Origin of the sequence: Streptomyces sp. NPDC041068 (genome assembly GCF_040647455.1) — a bacterium.
Classification (GTDB): Bacteria; Actinomycetota; Actinomycetes; order Streptomycetales; family Streptomycetaceae; genus Streptomyces.
Map to the genome: position 1 here is coordinate 19,670 of NZ_JBEZCG010000014.1, position 20,617 is coordinate 40,286.

General features: G+C 69.5%; 23 protein-coding genes and 1 riboswitch. Of the genes, 12 read left to right on the forward strand and 11 right to left on the reverse strand.

Features of this window, described 5'->3' with window-relative positions; translation table 11 throughout:
• Nucleotides 1-110: 110 nt before the first annotated feature.
• Entirely contained in the window at nt 111-701 is a 591-nt protein-coding gene (locus tag AB0B50_RS29775; protein ID WP_362338658.1) for a winged helix-turn-helix domain-containing protein, read from the forward strand.
• Between the two features lie 60 nt (nt 702-761).
• Here the strand turns inward: AB0B50_RS29775 and AB0B50_RS29780 are convergent, their stop codons facing one another.
• The gene (locus AB0B50_RS29780) at nt 762-1,715 is read right to left on the reverse strand and encodes an SDR family NAD(P)-dependent oxidoreductase (RefSeq protein WP_362338661.1); all 954 of its coding nucleotides are present in this window, start codon (nt 1,713-1,715) and stop codon (nt 762-764) included.
• A 60-nt stretch (nt 1,716-1,775) separates the two neighbouring features.
• Here AB0B50_RS29780 and AB0B50_RS29785 point away from each other — a divergent pair, with 60 nt between their 5' ends.
• Complete coding sequence (locus tag AB0B50_RS29785; RefSeq protein ID WP_362338664.1) at nt 1,776-2,288, forward strand: MerR family transcriptional regulator; 513 nt, start codon at nt 1,776-1,778, stop codon at nt 2,286-2,288.
• A 41-nt stretch (nt 2,289-2,329) separates the two neighbouring features.
• Entirely contained in the window at nt 2,330-3,706 is a 1,377-nt protein-coding gene (locus AB0B50_RS29790) for a serine hydrolase domain-containing protein (RefSeq protein ID WP_362338667.1), read from the forward strand.
• Between the two features lie 171 nt (nt 3,707-3,877).
• Here the strand turns inward: AB0B50_RS29790 and AB0B50_RS29795 are convergent, their stop codons facing one another.
• Nucleotides 3,878-4,330: a GNAT family N-acetyltransferase gene (locus AB0B50_RS29795; protein WP_362338670.1), complete on the reverse strand. Its 453-nt coding sequence runs from the start codon at nt 4,328-4,330 to the stop codon at nt 3,878-3,880.
• A gap of 53 nt (nt 4,331-4,383) precedes the next feature.
• Complete coding sequence (locus AB0B50_RS29800; protein ID WP_362338673.1) at nt 4,384-4,842, reverse strand: MarR family transcriptional regulator; 459 nt, start codon at nt 4,840-4,842, stop codon at nt 4,384-4,386.
• A gap of 139 nt (nt 4,843-4,981) precedes the next feature.
• Here AB0B50_RS29800 and AB0B50_RS29805 point away from each other — a divergent pair, with 139 nt between their 5' ends.
• Together AB0B50_RS29805 and AB0B50_RS29810 are read left to right on the forward strand one after the other, a co-directional pair.
• Nucleotides 4,982-6,190 (forward strand): MFS transporter, encoded by a 1,209-nt coding sequence (locus tag AB0B50_RS29805; RefSeq protein WP_362338676.1) that lies wholly within the window; start codon nt 4,982-4,984, stop codon nt 6,188-6,190.
• Nucleotides 6,191-6,254: 64 nt separating this feature from the next.
• Nucleotides 6,255-6,674 carry a heme-binding protein gene (locus tag AB0B50_RS29810; RefSeq protein ID WP_362338679.1) on the forward strand — a complete coding sequence of 140 codons (420 nt, stop codon included), beginning with the start codon at nt 6,255-6,257 and terminating at the stop codon, nt 6,672-6,674.
• A 115-nt stretch (nt 6,675-6,789) separates the two neighbouring features.
• Here AB0B50_RS29810 and AB0B50_RS29815 read toward each other — a convergent pair whose 3' ends face one another.
• Complete coding sequence (locus AB0B50_RS29815) at nt 6,790-7,659, reverse strand: GNAT family N-acetyltransferase (RefSeq protein ID WP_362338682.1); 870 nt, start codon at nt 7,657-7,659, stop codon at nt 6,790-6,792.
• A 101-nt stretch (nt 7,660-7,760) separates the two neighbouring features.
• Complete coding sequence (locus AB0B50_RS29820) at nt 7,761-8,216, reverse strand: DUF2269 domain-containing protein (protein ID WP_362338685.1); 456 nt, start codon at nt 8,214-8,216, stop codon at nt 7,761-7,763.
• A gap of 76 nt (nt 8,217-8,292) precedes the next feature.
• Between AB0B50_RS29820 and AB0B50_RS29825 the strand changes: the two genes are divergently transcribed.
• Both AB0B50_RS29825 and AB0B50_RS29830 read left to right on the forward strand, forming a co-directional pair.
• Nucleotides 8,293-8,925 (forward strand): HAD-IB family phosphatase, encoded by a 633-nt coding sequence (locus tag AB0B50_RS29825; protein WP_362338688.1) that lies wholly within the window; start codon nt 8,293-8,295, stop codon nt 8,923-8,925.
• Nucleotides 8,926-9,338: 413 nt separating this feature from the next.
• Nucleotides 9,339-10,796 carry a globin domain-containing protein gene (locus AB0B50_RS29830; protein WP_362338691.1) on the forward strand — a complete coding sequence of 486 codons (1,458 nt, stop codon included), beginning with the start codon at nt 9,339-9,341 and terminating at the stop codon, nt 10,794-10,796.
• Nucleotides 10,797-10,824: 28 nt separating this feature from the next.
• Here the strand turns inward: AB0B50_RS29830 and AB0B50_RS29835 are convergent, their stop codons facing one another.
• The 5 genes from AB0B50_RS29835 to AB0B50_RS29855 form a co-directional block, all read right to left on the reverse strand.
• Nucleotides 10,825-11,307 (reverse strand): NUDIX hydrolase, encoded by a 483-nt coding sequence (locus AB0B50_RS29835; RefSeq protein ID WP_362338694.1) that lies wholly within the window; start codon nt 11,305-11,307, stop codon nt 10,825-10,827.
• Between the two features lie 59 nt (nt 11,308-11,366).
• Nucleotides 11,367-12,272, reverse strand: a complete 906-nt coding sequence (locus AB0B50_RS29840) for a LysR family transcriptional regulator (RefSeq protein WP_362338697.1) — start codon at nt 12,270-12,272, stop codon at nt 11,367-11,369.
• Nucleotides 12,273-12,540: 268 nt separating this feature from the next.
• Entirely contained in the window at nt 12,541-13,701 is a 1,161-nt protein-coding gene (locus AB0B50_RS29845; protein WP_362338700.1) for a cystathionine gamma-lyase, read from the reverse strand.
• Nucleotides 13,698-14,186 (reverse strand): low molecular weight protein-tyrosine-phosphatase, encoded by a 489-nt coding sequence (locus AB0B50_RS29850; protein WP_362338702.1) that lies wholly within the window; start codon nt 14,184-14,186, stop codon nt 13,698-13,700. Before AB0B50_RS29850 ends, AB0B50_RS29845 begins: the two co-directional genes overlap by 4 nt.
• A gap of 9 nt (nt 14,187-14,195) precedes the next feature.
• On the reverse strand, nt 14,196-14,576 hold the full coding sequence (locus AB0B50_RS29855) for a phage holin family protein (protein WP_362338705.1): 381 nt from the start codon (nt 14,574-14,576) through the stop codon (nt 14,196-14,198).
• A 79-nt stretch (nt 14,577-14,655) separates the two neighbouring features.
• Between AB0B50_RS29855 and AB0B50_RS29860 the strand changes: the two genes are divergently transcribed.
• From AB0B50_RS29860 to AB0B50_RS29875, 4 genes are all read left to right on the forward strand, one after another.
• Nucleotides 14,656-14,973 (forward strand): cupin domain-containing protein, encoded by a 318-nt coding sequence (locus AB0B50_RS29860; RefSeq protein ID WP_362338708.1) that lies wholly within the window; start codon nt 14,656-14,658, stop codon nt 14,971-14,973.
• Between the two features lie 161 nt (nt 14,974-15,134).
• The gene (locus tag AB0B50_RS29865; protein ID WP_362339102.1) at nt 15,135-15,356 is read left to right on the forward strand and encodes a DUF5326 family protein; all 222 of its coding nucleotides are present in this window, start codon (nt 15,135-15,137) and stop codon (nt 15,354-15,356) included.
• Nucleotides 15,357-15,662: 306 nt separating this feature from the next.
• Nucleotides 15,663-16,388, forward strand: coding sequence for an IclR family transcriptional regulator C-terminal domain-containing protein (locus tag AB0B50_RS29870; protein WP_362339103.1), 726 nt, complete (start codon nt 15,663-15,665; stop codon nt 16,386-16,388).
• 103 nt (nt 16,389-16,491) lie between these two features.
• Nucleotides 16,492-16,929 (forward strand): SsgA family sporulation/cell division regulator, encoded by a 438-nt coding sequence (locus AB0B50_RS29875; RefSeq protein WP_362338711.1) that lies wholly within the window; start codon nt 16,492-16,494, stop codon nt 16,927-16,929.
• 100 nt (nt 16,930-17,029) lie between these two features.
• Here AB0B50_RS29875 and AB0B50_RS29880 read toward each other — a convergent pair whose 3' ends face one another.
• Nucleotides 17,030-18,406, reverse strand: coding sequence for a YibE/F family protein (locus AB0B50_RS29880; protein ID WP_362338714.1), 1,377 nt, complete (start codon nt 18,404-18,406; stop codon nt 17,030-17,032).
• 71 nt (nt 18,407-18,477) lie between these two features.
• Nucleotides 18,478-18,641: riboswitch (TPP riboswitch) on the forward strand.
• On the opposite strand from AB0B50_RS29880, the gene thiC reads away from it, so the two are divergent.
• Nucleotides 18,634-20,421, forward strand: a complete 1,788-nt coding sequence (gene thiC / locus AB0B50_RS29885; RefSeq protein WP_362338717.1) for a phosphomethylpyrimidine synthase ThiC — start codon at nt 18,634-18,636, stop codon at nt 20,419-20,421. (Overlaps the previous riboswitch by 8 nt.)
• Nucleotides 20,422-20,617: the final 196 nt, after the last annotated feature.

Consider the following 20,617-nt stretch of genomic DNA (forward strand, 5'->3'; position numbering starts at 1 on the left):
TGTCTCCCCTTTTCGCGCATGCCTCAAAGGCCGCGGAGGTCACCGCGGCTGATGTCCTGGGCAAGGATGGCCGCTTGCCAAGGGCTTTGCAAAGTAGCAGACTTTGCAAAGTGACTGAAGATGACGTCAACGCCCAGGGCGCGCAGGACGACCGGGCCGCAGGTGCCGGCGAAGGGCTGCGGGAGCATGAAGTCCGCACGGCCCTGTTGGACCTGCTCGCCGAAGTCGGCACCGTCACCGCGACCGAAGCCGCCTCCCGGCTGGGCTACAGCTCCGGCCTCTGCTCCTTCCACCTGCGGCAGCTCGAGCGTCACGGGTACATCGAGGAGGCGCCCCACAGCGGTGGCCGCGCACGCCCCTGGCGGTTGAGACAGCGCACGGCTGGAGCCGAGGGGCCCGCGGAGGAGCAGTTCGGGGATCTGGCCCGGGGCCTTGAGGACGAGAGCTGGCAGCGATGGCTGACCCAGCGGGACCAGGCGCCGTCCGAATGGCGCCATGACGAGGCCTTCAGCGCCATCGCCTATCTGACTCCCGAGGAGATGAGCAGGGTCGCGGACGTCATCCGGCGGGCGCTCGCGCCCTACCAGGACCGTGAACAACGCCCCCTGGCCCGGCCCGACGGCGCTCGTCCGGTGGCTCTCATCACCCGGCTGTTCCCCCTGCTGCCCCACACGGCGGACGACGACGTGGACCGGGACTGACGACGCGGGCCAGGACTGACGACGACGCAGGCCGGGACTGAGGTCAGCGGGCCCGGCCTTTCAGAAGGCGCTGAGTCCCGTGAGCTCGCAGGAGAGGTCCCAGAGCCGGGCCGCCGCGTTGGGGTCGGTGGCCCACGGCTTGACGCCGCCGATGAGCATGTCGTCCGTGGTGGCCGGTTCGGCGATGTCGCAGTCCTGGCAGTACGCACCTCCGTGGCCGTCAAGGAGCGGTGATGTCGCCGCCCACACGGCGGTCGCCGCGCCCTGTCCCGGGGTCTTGAAGCCTTCGGCCGGAGTGCCGTCCGGCGTCACCCAGCCCTGCGCGAGCCACTCCTCGCGGGGGATGTGACGCTGCAGCGGGGTGAGGATGCTGCCGGGATGCACGGCGAAGGCGTGCAGGCCGCGTTCGGCGCCGAGGCGGTCGAGGTGCAGGGCGAACAGGGCGTTGGCGGTCTTGGACTGGGCATAGGCCAGCCACCGGTCGTAGCCGGTGCGGAAATGGAGGTCGTCCCAGCGGATGTCGGACAGGAAGTGCCCGGAGGAGGCGACGGCCACCACACGCGCCCTGCCGGGGGTGAAGGCCGGGCTCAGGCGGTGGGTGAGCGCGAAGTGCCCGAGGTGGTTGATCGCGAAGTGCGCTTCCCAGCCCGGGGCGATGCGCGACTCCGGGCAGGCCATCACGCCTGCGCCGTTGATGAGGACGTCGAGGGTGCGGCCGGTTTCCAGGAAGCGCTCGGAGAAGACGCGGACGCTGTCCAGGTCGGCCAGGTCGAGGGCGTGCACCTCTGTCCGGGGTGTGCCGCGCAGGGCCTCCTCGGCGGTGTCGGGGCGGCGGGCCGGGACGACGACGTGCGCGCCCGCGCGGGCGAGAGCGCGGGTGGTGGCGAGCCCGAGGCCGGAGTATCCGCCGGTCACCAGGGCGGTGGTGCCTGTCAGGTCGATGCCGGTCAGGACGTCGTCGGCGGTGCTCCGGGCGCCGAATCCGGTCCCGAGTCTCCGCTGTTCTGTGATCATGCACGCGACGCTAAAACCTAGACTGCGCGCTAGGTCAAGGGCGGTCGGTACGGTCGTGGCATGAGCGAGGACGCGGGTGGCCTGTCCACCAGGAACACGGGCGGTCTGTCCATCGGGAAGGTCGCCGAGGCGACCGGTCTGAGCGTGCACGCGCTGCGGTTCTTCGAGCGCGAGGGACTCTTCCTGCGCGATATCCCGCGTTCCGGCGGTGGTCAGCGGGTCTATGAACAGGCAGACGTGGACTGGCTCCTGCTGTGCGGGCGGCTGCGGGACTCGGGCATGCCGATCGCCACGATCAAGCGGTTCGCGGCGCTCGTCCGCTCCGGGCCCGGCAATGAGAAGGACCGCCTCGCGCTGCTCCGGGAGCACGAGTGCGACGTACGCGCGAAGATCGACGATCTCGGTGCCTGCCTGGACGTCATCCACGGCAAGGTCGTCGTCTACGAGCAGCATCTGCGCGACGGCACGGCCGCCGGGCTCTGGTCGCCGACGCCAGGGTCGGGACCGACACTGACACCGACACCGACACCGACACCGACACCGGGGCAGGAATCGGCATCGGTCACTGGCTGAATTCGCTCGACTCGTAGACGCCTCCCAGGTGAACTGGTCCCATGACGACACCCCACGAAGAGCTGCTCCCCACCACGCGCCGAGCCCTCCTGCACCGCATCGCCACCGCTCAGGCGGAGGGCCGGACACCCTCGCTGGTCGCCTCGGTGGCCCGGGACGGAGAGCTGGTGTGGAGCGGCGGCCGCAGCATGACGGACGGTCATGAGCCGGACGAGAACGTCCAGTACCGCATCGGCTCGATCACCAAGACCTTCACCGCCGTGCTGGTGATGCGGCTGCGGGACGAGGGTGTGCTGGACCTGGGTGACCCGCTGGAGAAGCACCTGCCGGGCACCGGCGCAGGGGAGGCAACGATCGCCGAACTCCTTGCGCACACAGGTGGGTTGGCGGCCGAGACCCCGGGCGAGTGGTGGGAGCGCACCCCCGGCGCGGTGCGTCCGGACCTCACCGACGTACTCGGCGAGCAGCCCTTCAAGCACCCCGTCGGCCGCCGTTTCCACTACTCCAACCCCGGCTATACGCTGCTGGGATCGCTGGTGGAGGCGCTGCGGGGCGCTCCGTGGGAAGAGGTACTGCGGCGTGAGGTCCTCGAGCCGCTGGGGCTGAGCCGTACCAGTGCGCAGCCCGAGGCCCCGCACGCGGGCGGTTGGGCCGTGCATCCCTGGGCGGACGTGATGATGCCGGAGCCCGTCGAGGACTTGGGGCTGATGGCCCCGGCCGGCCAACTGTGGTCCACGACGGCGGACCTGGTGCGCTTCGCCTCCTTCTTGGCCAAGGGCGACGACCGGGTCCTCGGCGCGGAGTCCGTGCGGGAGATGAGGACGCCCGCGGCGCCCTCGCAGGCGGGGGACTGGGACAGGGCGTACGGCCTGGGCATGGATCTGCTGCGGTGGGACGGGATCGGCCTGGCCGGGCACACGGGATCGCTCCCCGGCTTCCTCGCCGGTCTGTGGGTGAGCGAGAAGGACGGTGTGGCCGCGGTCGCGCTCGCCAACTGCACGTCCGGGCCGCTGATGGCGGCGCTGGCCGCGGACCTGGTGAAGATCGTGGTCCAGGCCGAGCCCCGTATCCCCGAGCCGTGGCGCCCCCTGCCCGAAGTCGACGAGAAGGTACTGGAGTTGGCGGGGCCCTGGTACTGGGGGACCCAGGTGCTCGCGCTCCGGCTGACGGCCGGTGGCGGGGTCGAGCTGGGCCCGCTCTCCGGCGCGGGCCGCCAGGCGCGGTTCCGGTCCAACGGCGACGGCACGTGGACGGGGCTCAACGGCTACTACGCGGGTGAGCTCCTGCAGGCGGTGCGGCGGCCGGACGGATCGGTGAGCCATCTCGACCTGGGCTCGTTCGTCTTCACCCGTGAGCCGTACGACGCGGGGGCACCGGTGCCGGGCGGGGTGGACCCGCAGGGGTGGCGCGGCTTCTGACGCCGAGAGGTTCTCACCGCGACGTTCTCATCGAAGGTTCTCGCCGAAGAAGTCTCGCTGAAGAAGCCCTCGTCGAAGGGGCCTCGTCGAGAGGGCCTCGTCGAAGGGGGTCTCGTCGAAGGGGGGGTGTTTCACGTGAAACACCCCCCCTTCGGCACATCAAGAGCCGACTCAGAGCTGCATCTTGAAGCCCACGTGCGACGCCTCGAATCCGAGCCGCTCGTAGAAGCGGTGGGCGTCGGTGCGGGTGACGTCGGAGGTCAGCTGCACCAACTGGCAGTTCTGGCGCCGGGATTCCTCGACGGCCCATTCGATGAACCGAGTACCGAGCCCGCTGCCACGCTCGTCGGCGTGGACGCGTACGCCTTCGATGATCGACCGCGTGGAGCCCTTCCGGGAGAGCCCCGGAATGATCGTGAGCTGGAGCGTGCCGACGACGCGCCCCTCGCGTACGGCGACGACCAGACGCTGGTTCGGGTCGTTGGCCAGGCGCTCGAAGGCGGCGACGTACGGAGTGAGGTCGTCCGGCGACTCGCGTGCCGCGCCCAGGGGGTCATCGGCGAGCATGCCCACGATGGAGGGCAGGTCCTCGGCGACGGCAGGGCGTAGTTCAAGATCTCCCATGGCCGCAGCCTATGCGGACCGACCGCCGTGTGGGCAGGTGCTCGCGGCTTGCCCTAGGCGGGCACGCGCAGCGTTTCGACGGCCTTGACCAGCGGGGCGAGCTCCGGGTTCCGCGCCGCCTCGTCGAGCGCCTCGCGCAGGGCGGCGTCATTGGTGGGGCGCGCCTCGGCGAGCAGCGTGGCGCCGGCCTCGCTGACGTCCGTGTAGATGCCGCGGCGGTCGGTGGGGCACAGATAGCGGGCGAGCAGGCCGCGCTCCTCGAGGCGGGTCACCAGGCGGGTTGTCGCGCTCTGGCTCAGCACCACGGCGTCGGCGACCTGCTTCATCTGCAGATGGCCGCCCTCTCCGTCGTGCTGACGGTTGAGGACGTCGAGAAGGCTGTACTCGCGCACGCTCAGGCCGTGCTTGGCCTGGAGGGCACGCTCGACGCGGGCCTCGATCTTTCCGTGGAGCAAGGAGAGTGCGCACCAGCTTTGGGCGAGCGCGGTGAGTGCGGGGTCTGTCGCTGTCATGGCTCTTGTTCCTCCGTCCCGGAGCGGCTGCACCCAGGGTAATCCACAGATGCAATATCCGGCGCTTGCAATTAACCAGCGCGTGCAACTATTGTGGACGCACGTTAAGCGCACCTGCAACCGTCTGGAAGGTAGATCCATGCCTCTCGCGCTGCTGGCCCTTGCGATCGGGGCCTTCGGAATCGGAACCACAGAGTTCGTGATCATGGGGCTGCTTCCCGAGGTCGCGGGTGACTTCGGTGTCTCCATCCCCACGGCCGGCTTCCTCGTGACCGGCTACGCCCTCGGCGTCGTCCTCGGCGCCCCTCTGATGACCGCCCTCGGCACCCGCATCTCCCGCAAGCGGATGCTGATGCTGCTGATGGGCCTCTTCATCATCGGCAACCTGCTCTCCGCCGTGGCCCCGGTCTTCGGCGTGATGGTGGCGGGCCGCATCGTCGCCTCGTTGGCCCACGGCGCCTTCTTCGGCATCGGATCGGTCGTCGCGGCCGAGCTGGTGGCACCCGAGAAGAAGGCAGGAGCCATCGCCATGATGTTCTCGGGCCTCACGGTCGCCAACGTGGTCGGTGTCCCGCTGGGCACCTTCGTCGGCCAGGCCATCGGCTGGCGCATCACCTTCGTGATCGTCGCCGCCCTCGGTGTCGCCGGCCTCGCCGGGATCGCCAAGCTCGTACCGGACCTGCCCAAGCCCGAAGGCGTGCGACTGCGCGACGAGGTCGGCGCCTTCCGTAACGCACAGGTGCTGCTCGCCATGGCGATGACCGTTCTCGGCTTCGGCGGCGTCTTCGCGGCCATCACCTACATCACGCCGATGATGACGGACGTCGCCGGCTACGCGGACTCCTCCGTCACCTGGCTGCTCGTCCTCTTCGGGCTCGGCATGGTCGGCGGCAACCTCGTCGGAGGACGGTTCGCTGACCGCGCGCTGATGCCGATGCTGTACGTGTCGCTGGGCTTCCTCGCTTTGGTCCTCGCCCTGTTCACCCTCACCGCGCACAACAAGGTCGCGGCCGCCGTGACGATCATGCTGATCGGTGCCCTGGGCTTCGCGACCGTGCCGCCGCTGCAGAAGCGGGTCCTGGACTACGCCTCCGGCGCCCCGACGCTTGCCTCCGCGGTCAACATCGGCGCCTTCAACCTGGGCAACGCGCTGGCGGCGTGGCTCGGCGGGATCGTGATCTCGGCCGGCCTCGGTTACACCGCCCCGAACTGGGTCGGCGCGGTCCTCGCCGCCTCCGCGCTCGTCCTGGCTCTCGTCTCGGCCGCCCTGGAGCGCCGCTCCGGCGCCCCCAGCCTGGTCGTGACCGGCTCGGCACCCGTCGAGCAGGCAGTGCCGGTCCACCACTGACCTCTCCCCCCTCTTCCGCCTCTCCCCCTGTAACCCCAGCAACACCCGCAAGGAGAAACCCCTCATGAGCACCACCGCCGTCGCCCCGCTGACCATCGAGGACGCCGAAGCACTCGTGACCGCGGCCCGTCGCGCCGCTGAGGCAGTCGGTGTCACGGTCAGCGTCACCGTCCTCGACGCGGGCGGTCACCTGCTCGCCTTCCGGCGCGACGACCGGGCCGTGCTGATCTCCGGTGAGACCAGCACGCGTAAGGCGTACACCGCCCTCCAGCTGAACGCCCCGACCGCCGATCTCGTCGACGCGGTCCAGCCCGGTGGCCTCTTCCACACCCTGCCCACCGCCCTCGACCGCCCGCTGCTCTTCATCGCGGGCGGGGTGCCGGTCCACCGCGACGGCCGTCTGATCGGTGCGATCGGGGTCGGCGGCGGCGCGCCGGAGCAGGACCACGGTTTCGCGACGGCGGCCGTGGAGGCCCTCGCGTAAGCCACGTACGGACGACGTTCGATACGTGCGACGTTCGATGCGTACGAGAGAGGCCCGCCCCTTCAAGGGGCGGGCCTCTCCGCGTTGGTGTCGCGCGGCGACGGTCGGGGGCGGGTCAGCCGGCCGCGACCGTGAGCGGTGCGAAGCGGCGGGTCCAGTCGCCGGGCAACTCCGGTGCGCCGAAGGCCATCACCGCGTTGAAGGCGACGGTCTCGAGGCCGCTCTCCTTCACCCACGCCAGGAGCTCTTCGTGCCGCACGTCGATGTCGGTGCGCAGCGGGCGGTCGCTGTGGGCGCCGAGCGAGGCGATGAGGGCCTTCGCGGTCTCGGTGTCACGGGCGATGAGCGGACCCACGACATGGGTGTCCATGTTCGGCCAGGCGCCGGCGTAGCCGATGATCTCGCCGTCGGCCTCCGCGACTCGGAGCTGGTCGGTGAAGGCGGGCAGCCGGGTGATCACGTGCGTGCGGTCGTGGCCGAAGACTTCGGTGTCGAGCCGGAGGATGGTGGTCAGATCCTCCGCGGTGGCCGGCCGGGTGGCGATGTCGGGCAGCGAGCCCGCAGGAGTGAGGCGGCCGCGAACCATCTCGGCGCGACCGATCACCTTGAACCCGAGCTGTTCGTAGAGCGGGCGGCCGTTGGGTGTCGCGTGGAGGGTGAGCGGGGTGGTGGCCGCCTCCTCGATGGCGTACTGCATCAAGCGGCGACCGATGCCCTGGCGGGCGTACCTCTCGGCGACGAGGACCATGCCGATCGCCGCGAGACCGGGACGCTCCTGAGGGCCGTACTGGGTCACTACATAGGCACCGATGAGGCCGTGACCGTCGGGGTCGTCGATGCCGTAGCCCGTTCCGGCCGAGAGCAGCAGACCCCACTTGTGTTCTTCACGAGGCCAGCCCCGGTCCTCGGACAGATCGGCGCAGGACTGCAGATCGCGGGGGGTGAGTCGGCGGATGGGCAGTGCGGAGAGGGAAGGTGTCGACACCCGGGTCAGGCTGTCTGACGTACGACCTCGGCGTCCACCCGTTTGTGGGCAGAAGCACGTTGCTTTTGGCCACGTTGCTTCCGGCCATGCCGGGTCAGCCCTCAGGGCTTGAGCACCGACAGGACCGTCATGAAGAGGTAGGCGCTGAGCGAGACGATGGGGCCGGCGATCAGATCGGTCGGCTCCGCCAGTGGGTTCCCCGCCGCGACGGTCGCGGCCGCGTCGCTGACACCAGGGCGCAGCGCGAAGACCGACGCGATGGTGGTGGCCAGGGTCAGCCAGAACTTCGTGTACACCCAGCGGTGCCTGGCGAGGCCCCACTGCGTCCCCAGGGACAGCAGCAGACCACTCAGCAGGGTGAGCAGGGCAAGAGGGATCACCAGCCAGTCCGTGAAGATCTGCATCGAGCGGACGGTGGCCTCGACGGTCGCGGTGGATCCCGTCGTGATCGCGGTCAGGGCGAGAGCGAGCAGCCCGAGCGTGAGCCCGAGCCAGCCGGCTGCGCCGACTACATGGACAACCAGGGTGGCCCGTCGTGCGGGGCGGCTAAGTTTCACGTGAAACACGGTGCCAAGCGGGGGAGCCAGGGGCGTCTGACAGCGGGAGTAACCGCGGGTACTAGCCTCGGCGTACATGGCACGCCTACACCTCTTCGATCTGGACGGGACGCTGCTGCACGGCACGGCGGCACCCGTGGAAATATCGCGGCAGCTCGGACTGGACGCTGAGATCGCCGAGCTCGAGCGGGACTTCGTGGCGGGGTTGATCGACTCACCGGAGTACGCGGTGCGCGTGCACGCCTTGTGGGCGGAGCTCACGGACGCGCAGGTGACGGCCGCCTTCGATGGAGCGCCCTGGCTCTCCGGCATCCAGGACACCTGGGCGGAGATCCGGGAAGGCGGTGACTACTGCGCGGTGGTGTCGCTGTCGCCGTCCTTCTTCGTGGAGCGGCTCGTCGCGTGGGGCGCGCATGCCGCGCACGGATCGCGTTTCCCTGCCGTGCCGTTCACCGAGCCCATCGATCCGACGGGCATTCTCAATGCGGCGGGCAAGGTGAAGATCGCGGACCGGCTCTGTGAAGAGTTCGGGGTGAGTCGGAGCGATTGCGTCGCGTACGGCGACTCGCTTTCCGACCTGGAGTTGTTCGGTGCCGTGCCGGTTTCCGTGGCCGTCAATGCGGATCAACGGCTGGTGGGGCTGGCCACTCACTCCTATGTCGGGCGGGATCTGCGTAAGGCGTACGAATTGGTGCGGCACGCCCGGTAATTGAGGCAATTGGCAGGCGGAGGCGTTGAATTGCAGGTGAAGGGAAGGAGGGCTTGTGCGCCCGGCGGCTGCCGGTATGGTCGACTCCGATTCGTGCCGGGTGCGTTTCTTCGCACTCTGGGGGCACGCGCGCAGGCCAATGAAGCCTAACGGGGCAAAGAGATCCAGAACCCGTACTTCTCGTTATGCGGCCTGCGCGGACGCGGCGAATGGGATGCTGCGGTGAGGCGACTGCGGCCAATGTCACATTCTCGACCTACTTGTCCGTAGGGTCCCGGAATCCGGGGTTCAATGTGGCCGTATCGGCGATCGAGGCAGAGCGGGGACAGCGAGGAGAACAGGCGGCTTCCGACAGGCGGCTTCCGACAGGAAGTGCGCAGACCGACCGAGAGATGTTCGAGGCGAGGCACAGCATGGACGCTCCGACCACCGCGTCGGCGGACGATGGCACTGCCGGTGACGGGGGCGGCTGGTTCACCCCGCGCAGGCCGCCGCAGCGGCAGGAGGACGGGGTGCCGCGGCAGTCCGACGCCTCCGACCCGACACCTGGGCCGACGACGACCGGGGCTCCTGAGCGGATGGCACCTGCCGCGCCGACCGACGAGCGAATACCCGCCGCGTCGACGGCCTCGCGCCTGACCTCGACCCCGTCGCCCTCGACCGCCTCGCACGCGCCCTCGACCGCGGAGGCCCGGCAGGCGCCGACGCCGACACCTGCGCCCACGCTGGAAGTGAAGCCGCCGGAGGGGGGTTCGGAGAAGGCATCCCCCGACGCCGTCCTGGTGCAGCGCACGATGGCTGAAATCGGCCCTGTCGCCGGCCAGGTCACCTCGTACTTCTACGCGCTGCTCTTCACCCGCCACCCCGACCTGCGCGCCCTGTTCCCCGCCGCGATGGACACCCAGCGGGACCGGCTCCTCAAGGCGCTGCTGACCGCTGCCGAGCACATCGACAACACCGACGTACTCGTCTCGTACCTGAAGAACCTCGGGCGCGGACACCGCAAGTACGGCACCCAGCCCGAGCACTATCCGGCCGTCGGCGAGTGCCTGATCGGCTCCCTGAGCCGGTACGCGAGCGCGATCTGGGACGAGGAGACCGAGGCCGCCTGGGTCCGGACGTACACGACGATCTCCCAGGTCATGATCGACGCGGCCGCGGAGGACGAACTGCGCGCCCCGGCCTGGTGGTTCGCCGAGGTCGTCTCGCACGACCTCAGGACCCCCGACATAGCCGTCGTCACGGTCCGCCCCGACCAGCCGTACCCCTTCCTCGCCGGGCAGTACACCAGCCTGGAGACCCCCTGGTGGCCCCGGATCTGGCGGCACTACTCCTTCGCTTCGGCGCCCCGCTCCGACGGGCTGCTGTCCTTCCATGTGAAGGCCGTGCCGGCCGGCTGGGTCTCCAACGCCCTGGTGCACCACGCGCGCCCCGGTGACGTCCTGCGGCTCGGTCCGCCGGCCGGTTCGATGACCGTCGACCACACCACCGACAGCGGCCTGCTCTGCCTGGGTGGCGGCACGGGCATCGCGCCGATCAAGGCCCTGGTCGAGGACGTCGCCGAGCACGGCAGACGGCGCCCGGTCGAGGTGTTCTACGGCGCCCGGACCGATCACGACCTGTACGACATCGACACGATGCTGCGGCTCCAGCAGAACCACCCCTGGCTGTCCGTCCGCCCGGTCGTCGACCAGCGCGCCCAACTGCCGGACGCCGTGCGCGAGTACGGCCCGTGGAACGAGTACGACGCGTATCTCTCGGGACCGCCCGGCATGATCCGCAGCGGAGTGGATGCCCTGCGGGACGTCGGCATCCCCGAGGGCCGCATCCGCCACGACTCCGTCGAGGAACTGGTGGCGGCCGGGGACTAGCCCGGAGCCGGGAACCCGGAACCGGTGGTCAGCCCAGATCGGGGGCGTGCATCGCACGCACGCCCTCGATGTTCCCGTCCAAGTAGTGCCGCAGCGACAGCGGTACGAGATGGACCGAGGCAATGCCGACCCGGGTGAAGGGCACGTGCACGATCTCGTACTCGCCGCACGGCTCCTCGATCTCGGGGCCGTGCCGCAGGCCGGTGTCCATGGACTCCAGGCGGCAGACGAAGAAGTGCTGCACCTTCACGCCGGTCGCGCCGCCGTCCTCGCCGATGTGTTCCACGGTGTCGACGAAGCAGGGCACGACATCGGTGATCTTGGCGCCGAGTTCCTCGTGGACCTCACGATGGAGCGCGTCGACGACGGTGGCGTCCGCGGGCTCCACGCCGCCCCCCGGGGTGACCCAGTACGGATCGACACCGGGCTTGGTCCGCTTGATCAGGATCAGGTCGTCTCCGTCCAGCAGGACGGCGCGTGCGGTGCGTTTGACCACGGGTCGGACGGTCATGGGAGAAATGTGGCCCGGACTGTTCCACGTGAAACATCGTGAACCAGCCGGGACCTCCATCAAGCCCAGTCGACGGCAGCACGCAGCAGCCACTCGTGCGCCCGCGCGATGTGCGGCATGGCGAGCGTGCCGGTGCGCACCGCCAGGAAGTACGTGCGCAAAGGAGGCACCGCGGGGTCGAGGAGCGCCACGACGTCTCCGCGCTTCAGGGCCTCGGCGCACAGATAGCGGGGCAGTACCGCGAGGCCGGCGCCCGCGGCCGCGCAGGCCAGGACCGCGCGCAGATCCGGCACGATGACGGCGCCGGCTGCCGCGGGACGGGCATCGAAGACGGATGCCCAGTAGCGGGAGACGAACGGCAGCGACTCGTGCACCTCGACCACCGGAAGGTTCTCCAGCGGCAGTGCTCCCTTGCGGCGCAGCTTGCCGGGGCCGATACGGGCGGCCCAGCGCTTCCCCGCGACCAGGACGTGCTCCTCGTCGCAGAGCGGTGTCGCGGTGAGCAGTGCGCCGCGCGGCTGGGCCGTGGTGATGGCCAGGTCGTGGTGCCCGGCGGCGAGCCCCTCCAGGGCCTCCTCGGCGGTGCCGAATGAGGCACGCAGGGCGTAGCCGTGGCCGTCCTGGCCGGTCAGGGTGGTGAGCGCGGGCAGGGCGCGCTCCGCGGTGAACTCCGGTGGCCCCGCGAGGTGAAGGGTGCGTACCGACGAGTCCTCCTCCAGCCCGGTCTCGGCGATCTCCACCAGGGCGTCCAGATGAGGGGCGGCCTTGTGCGCGAGCTCGTCGCCGATGGTCGTGGGTGTCACGCCGCGGGCCTGGCGGAGGAAGAGGGGGCGGCCCAACTGCCGTTCCAGGGTGCGGATCTGGGAGGTGACTGCGGGCTGGGAGAGTCCGAGCAGCGCTGCCGCGCGCGTGAAGGAGCCGGCCCGGTGCACCGTCACAAAGGTGCGCAGCAGGGCCAGATCCATCGTGACGTCCCTTCCCTTCCTGTCCTCAGGGCGCGCCCCACTATAAATATGTCGATAGGTCTCTGTCGCTACTGTGATTGGACACTGACACAGAGTCAACTAGCCTTGTTGGCGCGGTTCTTCGCGCGCGGAACCGGAACGGTCCGAGCCACGAGGGGGGAGGCTCGGACCGTTCGTTGTGCGTAGGCGCGGTGCTGTCTGGAGCGTCAGTCGCCGAACCGGCGCGTCAGTCCGCTGAATCGGAGCGTCGGTCCGCCGAATCGACGCGTCAGCCTGCCGAATCGGCCGACTCGTCCAGCGCACGCAGGACGTCCGCCACCAGGTCGTCGGGGTCCTCGGCACCCGCGGAGAAGCGGATGAAGCCCTCAGGGACGGCGTCTCCGCCCCAGCGACGACGGCGCTCGGCCGTGGACCGCACACCGCCGAAGCTGGTCGCGTCGTCGACGAGACGCAGCGCTTCGAGGAAACGCTCGGCACGCGCGCGCGTGGGCAGCGTGAAGGAGACCACGCACCCGTAGCGCCGCATCTGCTGCGAGGCGATCTTGTGCGAGGGGTCGTCGGGCAGCCCGGGATAGCGCAGCCCGGACACCTCGGCGCGGTCGCGCAGCGCCTCGGCGAGGGCCAGGGCGTTCGAGCTCTGCCGGTCGGCGCGCAGCTGGAGCGTGGCGAGCGAGCGGTGCGCGAGCCAGGCCTCCATCGGCCCCGGGATGGCTCCGACGATCTTGCGCCAGCGCCGTACGGAGGCGGTCAGCTCCGCGTCGCGGCAGGCGACGTACCCCAGGAGGATGTCGCCGTGGCCGGTGAGCATCTTGGTGCCGCTGGCCACCGAGAAGTCGGCACCGAGGTCGAGGGGGCGCTGGCCGAGCGGCGTGGCCAGGGTGTTGTCGACCGCCACCAGGGCACCACGCGCGTGTGCCGCCTCTGCGAGCCTGCGCACGTCGCACACGTCGAGGCCGGGGTTGGACGGAGTCTCGATCCACAGCAGCTTGGCGCCGTCCAGGACGTCGAGTTGGGCGTCGCCGCCGGTCGGGGCGGTGCGCACCTCGATGCCGTACGCCGTGAGCTGCTCGCGGACCAGCGGGAGCGCCTGATAGCCGTCGTCCGGCAGGACCACCGCGTCACCGGCGCGCAGCTGCGAGAACAGCACCGCCGAGATCGCGGCCATGCCGGAGGCGAAGACCAGAGTCTCGACGGCCTCCCCGGAGTCCGGAGCCTCGAGCTCGCCGACGGCGCGCTCCAGGTGCGTCCAGGTGGGGTTCTCGTCGCGGCCGTAGGCGTATCCGCCCGTGGGATCCCCCGGCAGGTGGAAGTGGGCCGCGAACACCGGCCCTGGAAGCGTCGGTTCGTGCTTCACCGGCTCGGGGAGCCCGGCGCGCACCGCGCGCGTGCCGTCGCCTATGGGACCCGTGGGCTCCGATTCCGTCGTCATGCCGCCCGCCTCTCCACTGCTTCGCGTACCGCGTCGAGCAGGCCATCGCTCGCCGCCTCCACCATTCTCAGACACTCCTCGAACCCCTCGAAGTCCCCGTAATAGGGGTCGGGAACGTCCGGCTCCGCGGCCTCGGGGTCGTACGAGCGCAGCAGCCGCACCTTGTCCGCGTCGGCCGGGGTCGGCGCCAGGCGGCGCAGCGTGCGCAGATGGCCGGAGTCCAGGGCGATGACGAGGTCGAGCTTCGCGAACCAGTCGGCCTGGAAGTGGCGGGCCATGTGGTCGCTCTGATGTCCCGCGGCCCGCAGGACGGAGACGGTGCGCGGATCGGCGCCGTCCCCTTCGTGCCAGCCGTCGGTGCCCGCACTGTCGACCACGACCCGGTCACCGAGACCGGCCTCGTCGACCAGGGAGCGGAAGACCGATTCGGCCATCGGGGAGCGGCAGATGTTGCCGGTGCAGACGAAGCAGACGGAGAAGGGCATCGGGCGGGCTCAGTCCTTGTCGTCGGGGAGCACGACGTTCATGGCCCAGGAGACGATCGAGATGATCAGGCCACCCAGGACGGCGGTCCAGAAGCCCTCCACGTGGAAGCTGAGGTCGAGCTTGTCCGCCAGCCACGAAGTGAGCAGCAGCATCAGGGCGTTGACCACGAACGTGATCAGGCCGAGGGTCAGGATGAAGAGCGGGAAGGTGAGGACCTTCACCACCGGCTTGACCAGGAAGTTCACCAGGCCGAAGAGCAGGGCGACGATGAGCAGCGTGCCCACCTTCTTGCCCGTGCTGTCGCCGGTCAGGGTGATCTTGTCGAGCAGCCACACGGCGACGGCCAGGGCCGCTGCGTTGGCGATCGTCTTGACTACGAAATTCTTCATGTGTCTGATCGTGGCAGACGTGGGCCGGTAACGGTCGGTCCACGAGGGGCCGAGGATCAGCAAGGGGCGTACGAAGGCGATGAAGGCATTCCGACTGGACGAGCTGGAGGCGGAGCGCGCCGCGAACGACGGCGCGTATCTGCAGTTTCTGCGTGAGCGGAACATGTCGGTCGGGCTGTACGCGCTCAACGCGGGCGAGGCCGACCCGCAGCAGCCGCACGGGCAGGACGAGGTGTACATGGTGGTCAGCGGCCGTGCCTCGATCACGGTCGGCATGGAGACCACGCAGGTGGCGCGCGGCAGCGTCGTCTATGTGCCGGCCGGGGTCGCCCACAAGTTCCACCACATCAGCGAGGACCTGCGGGTGCTCGTCGTCTTCTCTCCGCCCGAGGCCTGACGGCGCCCCCTCCTGGAGACTGACTGAATCGGGGCTCCGACCTCGGGGTTCCCTAAGGGTTGGATCAGGGGAGTTCGGGGGATCGCGGGCGCCCATACGGCTCTTTGCGGCCCTAGCATCGAATGCAGGAAGCAAGGAACTTGCAGAGAGAGGTAAGGACGATGGCGGCGAAGGAGATCTTTGCGGGAATGCCGTGGTGGGTGAAGTGGGTGGCCGTGCCGGTCATCGCACTCGTCGTGTTCGGCAGCGTGATAGCGAGCGTGGTCGGATTCGTGGTCAGCCTGCTCTTCAAGGCGCTGATTTTCGTCGCCCTGGTCGGTGGACTCATCTACGTCGTACGGAAGTTCATATCCGGCTCGTCCTCGTCGCGCACCGACTGGTGACCGTGGGCCGATGACCACCGACTGGTGAGTTTTCGCAACGGTTCCCTCGGCCGGGGGAAGTTTCCCGGCAGGGCGCCGTAGAGCGGTGGCCAAGGGTTAGAGTCCGAAAACCGACGCGGGGGGCGATCCCCGCGGACGGGCGCACTGCCCCTTCCCGTGTGTATCCGGTGTATCTGGTGTAACCGGGCATGGGCGGAGACCCCCCACGTGCTTCGGGAGCGAACCTTGGCCGCGGTCGACACCACCACTCCACCGGTTGACGCCGACGCGGTCTCCGCAGGCGTCGCGCCGACCCTCATCGGCTCCGTGCAGCGGGCGATGCGGCTGCTGGAAGCCGCCGCCTCGCACCAGGACGGGGCGCCCGCCAAACAACTGGCCCGAGAGGCGAGGCTCGCGCTCCCCACCGCGTACCACCTGCTGCGCACCCTGACCCACGAGGGCTATCTGCGCCGCCAGAAGGGCGTGTTCGTGCTCGGCGAGGCAGCCGAGAGGCTGAGCGGCAGCGGGGCGCAGCAGAATCGGCGCGGCCTGATCGACGAATCGCTGGCCCACTGGCGCGACACCATCGGCGTTCCCGTCTACTTCGCGGTCTACCGCGAGGGCGAGATCGAGATCGTCGCCGTCTCCGACACCCCGAGCAATCCCGCAGTCGAGGAGTGGGCGGACTTCCGCGAGACGGGGCACGCCCACGCGATCGGCCAGTGTCTGCTCGGCCAGCTCGACGACGAGGCGCGCCAGGACCACCTCGACCGCTATCCGGTGCAGTCGATCACTCGCTACTCGGTGCGGGACGACCGGACGTTCATGCGACGGCTGGAAGCCATGGAGCGGATGCGGCCCGTCGTGGAGCGCCAGGAGTACGCCCTCGGGACGGTCTGCGCGGCGATTCCGATCACGGCCGGGGACACCGCGGCGACCATGGCCATTTCTGTTCCCGCCTATCAGGCCGACCGGCTGCTGCCCGCGGCCGAGAGGCTGCAGCGCGAGATCGGAAAGCTACTAGGGACACTCGCCTTCTCTATCAGCATCTGAAAACTCACTCCTTGTGATCTGGTGTGTACGTTAAGCAAGATGCCAGGAGTGTCAGGGAGTTGGTTCCTGGCCAAGTGAGGGCTAAGCGACGGGGTAGGGCGCGATGGGCGAGTCGGTTCAGGCAGAGGTCATGATGAGCTTCCTTGTTTCCGAGGAGCTGTCGTTTCGTATCCCGGTGGAGTTGCGCTACGAGATCGACGATCCCTATGCCGTGCGGCTGACATTCCATCTGCCCGGCGATGCCCCGGTGACGTGGGCCTTCGGGCGGGAGTTGCTGATCGACGGGGTCGGCAGGCCGTGCGGGGACGGGGACGTGCGCATCGAGCCCACCGATCCCGATCTGCTCGACGAGGCCCTGATCAGGCTTCAGGTCGGCGGGGACCAGGCGCTGTTCCGGGTGGGCATTCCGCCGCTGCTTGCCTTCCTCGACCGTACGGACAAGCTGGTGCCGCTCGGGCAGGAGCGGGCGCTCGCCGACTTCGACACGCATCTCGACGAGGCGCTCCACCGGATCCTCGCGGAGGAGCAGAACGCGGGCTGACCCCTGAGGCCAACGGGCCGATGGGGATGGCAGATTGGTGCATTTCGTGGCACGCCGGGAGAGGTCTCACGGTTGGGAGCGACCCCGCGTGTGCCCGCCGTCAGGCCTTGCGGCGGCGGCCCCTTCCCCCGCGTGAAGGGCGAGCCACCGGGGCTGCCGGACCCGGCGAGCGGTCGGCGGACACCACCAGGGCGGCGAGCGCGGTTGTCACCGGCACCGAGGCGACCAGGCCGATCGAGCCGATCAGGGTGCGCACGATCTCCTCGGCGACCAACTCGCTGTTGGCCACGGTGCCCACGCTGGACTGCGCGATCGAGAAGAGCAGCAGCAGGGGCAGCGCGGCGCCCGCGTAGGCGAGGACGAGGGTGTTGACGACCGAGGCGATGTGGTCGCGCCCGATGCGGATGCCGGCGCGGTACAGGCCGCGCCAGCCCATCGTCGGGTTGGCCTGGTGCAGCTCCCAGACCGCGGAGGTCTGCGTGACCGTCACGTCGTCGAGTACGCCGAGCGAGCCGATGATGACGCCCGCGAGCAGCAGGCCGCTCATGTCGATGGACGGATACAGGCCGTGGATGAGGCCGGTGTTGTCGTCCGTGTTGCCGGTCAGCGCCGCCCAGCCGATGAACAGCGAACCGAGCAGACCGATCAGCAGCAGCGAGATCAGTGTGCCGAGCACCGCGACCGAGGTGCGGGCGGTGAGGCCATGGCAGAGATAGAGCGCGATCAGCATGATGGCGCTCGCCCCGATCACCGCCACGACCAGGGGGTTCGAGCCCTGCAGGATCGCCGGCAGGATGAAGAAGGTCAGCACCAGGAAGCTGATGGCGAGCGCGACCAGGGCCATCACACCGCGCAGCCGTCCCACCACGACGACGGCGAGCGCGAAGATGCCGGCGAGCAGCGCCATCGGGACCTTGCGGTTCACATCGGTGACCGAGTACTGCAGCGACTCGGGTGCCTTGGGCTCGTAGGCGACCACCACCTGCTGGCCCTCGTGGAGTTGCCGGGGCGAGTCCGGCTGGATGATCTCGATGAAGGTGCGGCCCTTGTCCTTGCCGCTGGTCACCTCGATCGTCGCCTTCTTGCAGGTGCCCTCGGCGCGGGACTGCGCGGACTGGCCCTCGGCGGTGGAGGTGTCGCCGTTCGGCGGGGTCTGCGAGGCGTTGAGGTCCTTGCAGGGCAGCTCCTGCACCTTCGTGACCTTCGCCGACTGCATCTGCCGGTCGAAGCCGACGCCGGTCCGCTCGTGCGCGGGTGTGCCGCCGGGCCAGAAGACCATGAGCCCCACGACCACCGCGGTGGCGAAAGGAATCAGCACCGCGGCGATGACTTTGCGCAGATGCTTGGAGACGGGCGCGGCGGGGCCGTGGCTGTGCGAGTGCCCGTGGCCTCCGCCACCACCTCCGTGACCGTGTCCATGGGGGTCGGGAGGCGGCGGCTGCGAGGGCGGCGGAGGCGGCGGCTCTGTGGTGGTCACTGCCCGATCATCGCAAGAACGGAGGGGGCCCTCTGTTCAGCGCGCCCGACATGACGCTAGCGTGGAGCCACCTTTGCAATCGCGGGAGCTCGGAGCACCGGGCTGAGAGGGCGCTGACCTCCGTAGAAATCGGTACGAAGCGACACGAGTCGTGGAAGCCGTGCGGAATCCGCTGCGTCGACCGCCGAACCTGTTACCGGGTAATGCCGGCGTAGGGAGTAGGTCTCATGACCACATCGGACGCACGCACGCCTGCCTCAAGCACGCCCGAGGGCGCGGAGGCCGGGAAGTCCATCGGCTGGCACAAGGCGTACGTCGAGGGTTCGCGCCCCGACCTGCGCGTGCCGGTCCGCCAGGTGCACCTCACCAACGGCAAGTCCGTCACGCTGTACGACACCTCGGGTCCCTACACGGACCCGTCGGCCGAGACCGACGTCCGCCGCGGCCTGCCGCCGCTGCGGGAGAACTGGATCATCGCCCGCGGCGACACCGAGGAGTACGTGGGCCGTCCGCCCCGCCCCGAGGACGACGGCATCAAGCACACCTCGCCGCGCGGCGGGCTCAAGAACCTCGACGCGGTCTTCCCCGGCCGCCCGCGCCAGCCGCGCCGCGCCCGCGCGGGCCAGGCGGTGACGCAGCTCGCGTACGCCCGCCGCGGCGAGATCACGCCCGAGATGGAGTTCATCGGGATCCGGGAGAACATCGACCCCGAGATCGTGCGCGCCGAGGTCGCCGCGGGCCGTGCGGTCATCCCGGCCAACGTCAACCACCCGGAGATCGAGCCGATGATCATCGGCAAGAAGTTCCTGGTGAAGGTGAACGCCAACATCGGCAATTCCGCGGTCACTTCCTCCATCGAGGAGGAGGTGGACAAGATGACATGGGCGACCAAGTGGGGCGCCGACACGGTCATGGACCTCTCCACCGGCCGCAACATCCACACCACCCGCGAGTGGGTCCTGCGCAACTCCCCCGTCCCGATCGGCACCGTCCCCCTCTACCAGGCCCTGGAGAAGGTCGACGGCAAGGCCGAGGAGCTGACCTGGGAGATCTACAAGGACACGGTCATCGAGCAGGCCGAGCAGGGCGTGGACTACATGACGGTGCACGCGGGCGTGCGCCTTCCGTATGTCCCGCTCACCGCGCGCCGCAAGACCGGCATCGTCTCGCGCGGCGGTTCGATCATGGCCGCCTGGTGCCTCGCGCACCACAAGGAGAGCTTCCTGTACGAGCACTTCGAGGAGCTCTGCGAGATCCTCGCGGCGTACGACGTGACGTACTCGCTCGGCGACGGCCTGCGGCCCGGATCGATCGCGGACGCCAACGACGAGGCGCAGTTCGCGGAGCTCAGGACCCTCGGCGAGCTCAACACCATCGCCAAGCGGCACAACGTACAGACCATGATCGAGGGCCCGGGGCATGTCCCGATGCACAAGATCAAGGAGAACATCGACCTCCAGCAGGAGATCTGCGAGGAGGCGCCGTTCTACACGCTCGGCCCGCTGACCACGGACATCGCGCCCGCCTACGACCACATCACCTCCGGCATCGGCGCCGCGATGATCGGCTGGTGGGGCACGGCGATGCTCTGCTACGTCACGCCCAAGGAGCACCTGGGCCTGCCGAACAGGGATGACGTCAAGACGGGCGTGATCACGTACAAGATCGCGGCGCACGCCGCCGACCTTGCCAAGGGGCACCCCGGCGCGCAGGACTGGGACGACGCGCTCTCGGACGCGCGCTTCGAGTTCCGCTGGGAGGACCAGTTCAATCTGGCCCTCGACCCGGTCACGGCACGGGAGTTCCACGACGAGACGCTGCCGGCCGAGCCCGCGAAGACGGCGCACTTCTGCTCGATGTGCGGGCCGAAGTTCTGCTCGATGAAGATCTCCCAGGACATCCGCCGCGAGCACGGCGGGGATCTGGCCGCCGACGACATCGAGGCGGGCATGGAGCAGAAGTCCAAGGAGTTCGCGGCCGCGGGAAACCGGGTCTATCTGCCGATCGCCGACTGATCCAGGACTCGCCGACTGATCCAGGGCCGCGATCGCCACCGCGCGGGGGCAAGGCCGTGCACCGGTTCCCGACCGGTCACTGCCCTGCTCCCGTACCGCGCGAGGGCCGGCTTTCGCGCTTCCAGGGCCATGAGGGCATGACGAACCGCCCACCTGGCCCTACGCCTCCCATGCGCGCCGCCGCTCGTCGACAGCG

Coding starts and splice junctions, on each gene's coding strand:
- AB0B50_RS29865 (WP_362339102.1), top strand. CDS start 15,135: ATGGCGGCGAAGGAGATCTTTGCGGGAATGCCGTGGTGGGTGAAGTGG.
- AB0B50_RS29875 (WP_362338711.1), top strand. CDS start 16,492: ATGGGCGAGTCGGTTCAGGCAGAGGTCATGATGAGCTTCCTTGTTTCC.
- AB0B50_RS29845 (WP_362338700.1), bottom strand. CDS start 13,701: ATGACGACGGAATCGGAGCCCACGGGTCCCATAGGCGACGGCACGCGC.
- AB0B50_RS29810 (WP_362338679.1), top strand. CDS start 6,255: ATGAGCACCACCGCCGTCGCCCCGCTGACCATCGAGGACGCCGAAGCA.
- AB0B50_RS29855 (WP_362338705.1), bottom strand. CDS start 14,576: ATGAAGAATTTCGTAGTCAAGACGATCGCCAACGCAGCGGCCCTGGCC.
- AB0B50_RS29790 (WP_362338667.1), top strand. CDS start 2,330: ATGACGACACCCCACGAAGAGCTGCTCCCCACCACGCGCCGAGCCCTC.
- thiC (WP_362338717.1), top strand. CDS start 18,634: ATGACCACATCGGACGCACGCACGCCTGCCTCAAGCACGCCCGAGGGC.
- AB0B50_RS29830 (WP_362338691.1), top strand. CDS start 9,339: ATGGACGCTCCGACCACCGCGTCGGCGGACGATGGCACTGCCGGTGAC.
- AB0B50_RS29840 (WP_362338697.1), bottom strand. CDS start 12,272: ATGGATCTGGCCCTGCTGCGCACCTTTGTGACGGTGCACCGGGCCGGC.
- AB0B50_RS29780 (WP_362338661.1), bottom strand. CDS start 1,715: ATGATCACAGAACAGCGGAGACTCGGGACCGGATTCGGCGCCCGGAGC.
- AB0B50_RS29800 (WP_362338673.1), bottom strand. CDS start 4,842: ATGACAGCGACAGACCCCGCACTCACCGCGCTCGCCCAAAGCTGGTGC.
- AB0B50_RS29805 (WP_362338676.1), top strand. CDS start 4,982: ATGCCTCTCGCGCTGCTGGCCCTTGCGATCGGGGCCTTCGGAATCGGA.
- AB0B50_RS29835 (WP_362338694.1), bottom strand. CDS start 11,307: ATGACCGTCCGACCCGTGGTCAAACGCACCGCACGCGCCGTCCTGCTG.
- AB0B50_RS29795 (WP_362338670.1), bottom strand. CDS start 4,330: ATGGGAGATCTTGAACTACGCCCTGCCGTCGCCGAGGACCTGCCCTCC.
- AB0B50_RS29825 (WP_362338688.1), top strand. CDS start 8,293: ATGGCACGCCTACACCTCTTCGATCTGGACGGGACGCTGCTGCACGGC.
- AB0B50_RS29785 (WP_362338664.1), top strand. CDS start 1,776: ATGAGCGAGGACGCGGGTGGCCTGTCCACCAGGAACACGGGCGGTCTG.
- AB0B50_RS29850 (WP_362338702.1), bottom strand. CDS start 14,186: ATGCCCTTCTCCGTCTGCTTCGTCTGCACCGGCAACATCTGCCGCTCC.
- AB0B50_RS29860 (WP_362338708.1), top strand. CDS start 14,656: ATGAAGGCATTCCGACTGGACGAGCTGGAGGCGGAGCGCGCCGCGAAC.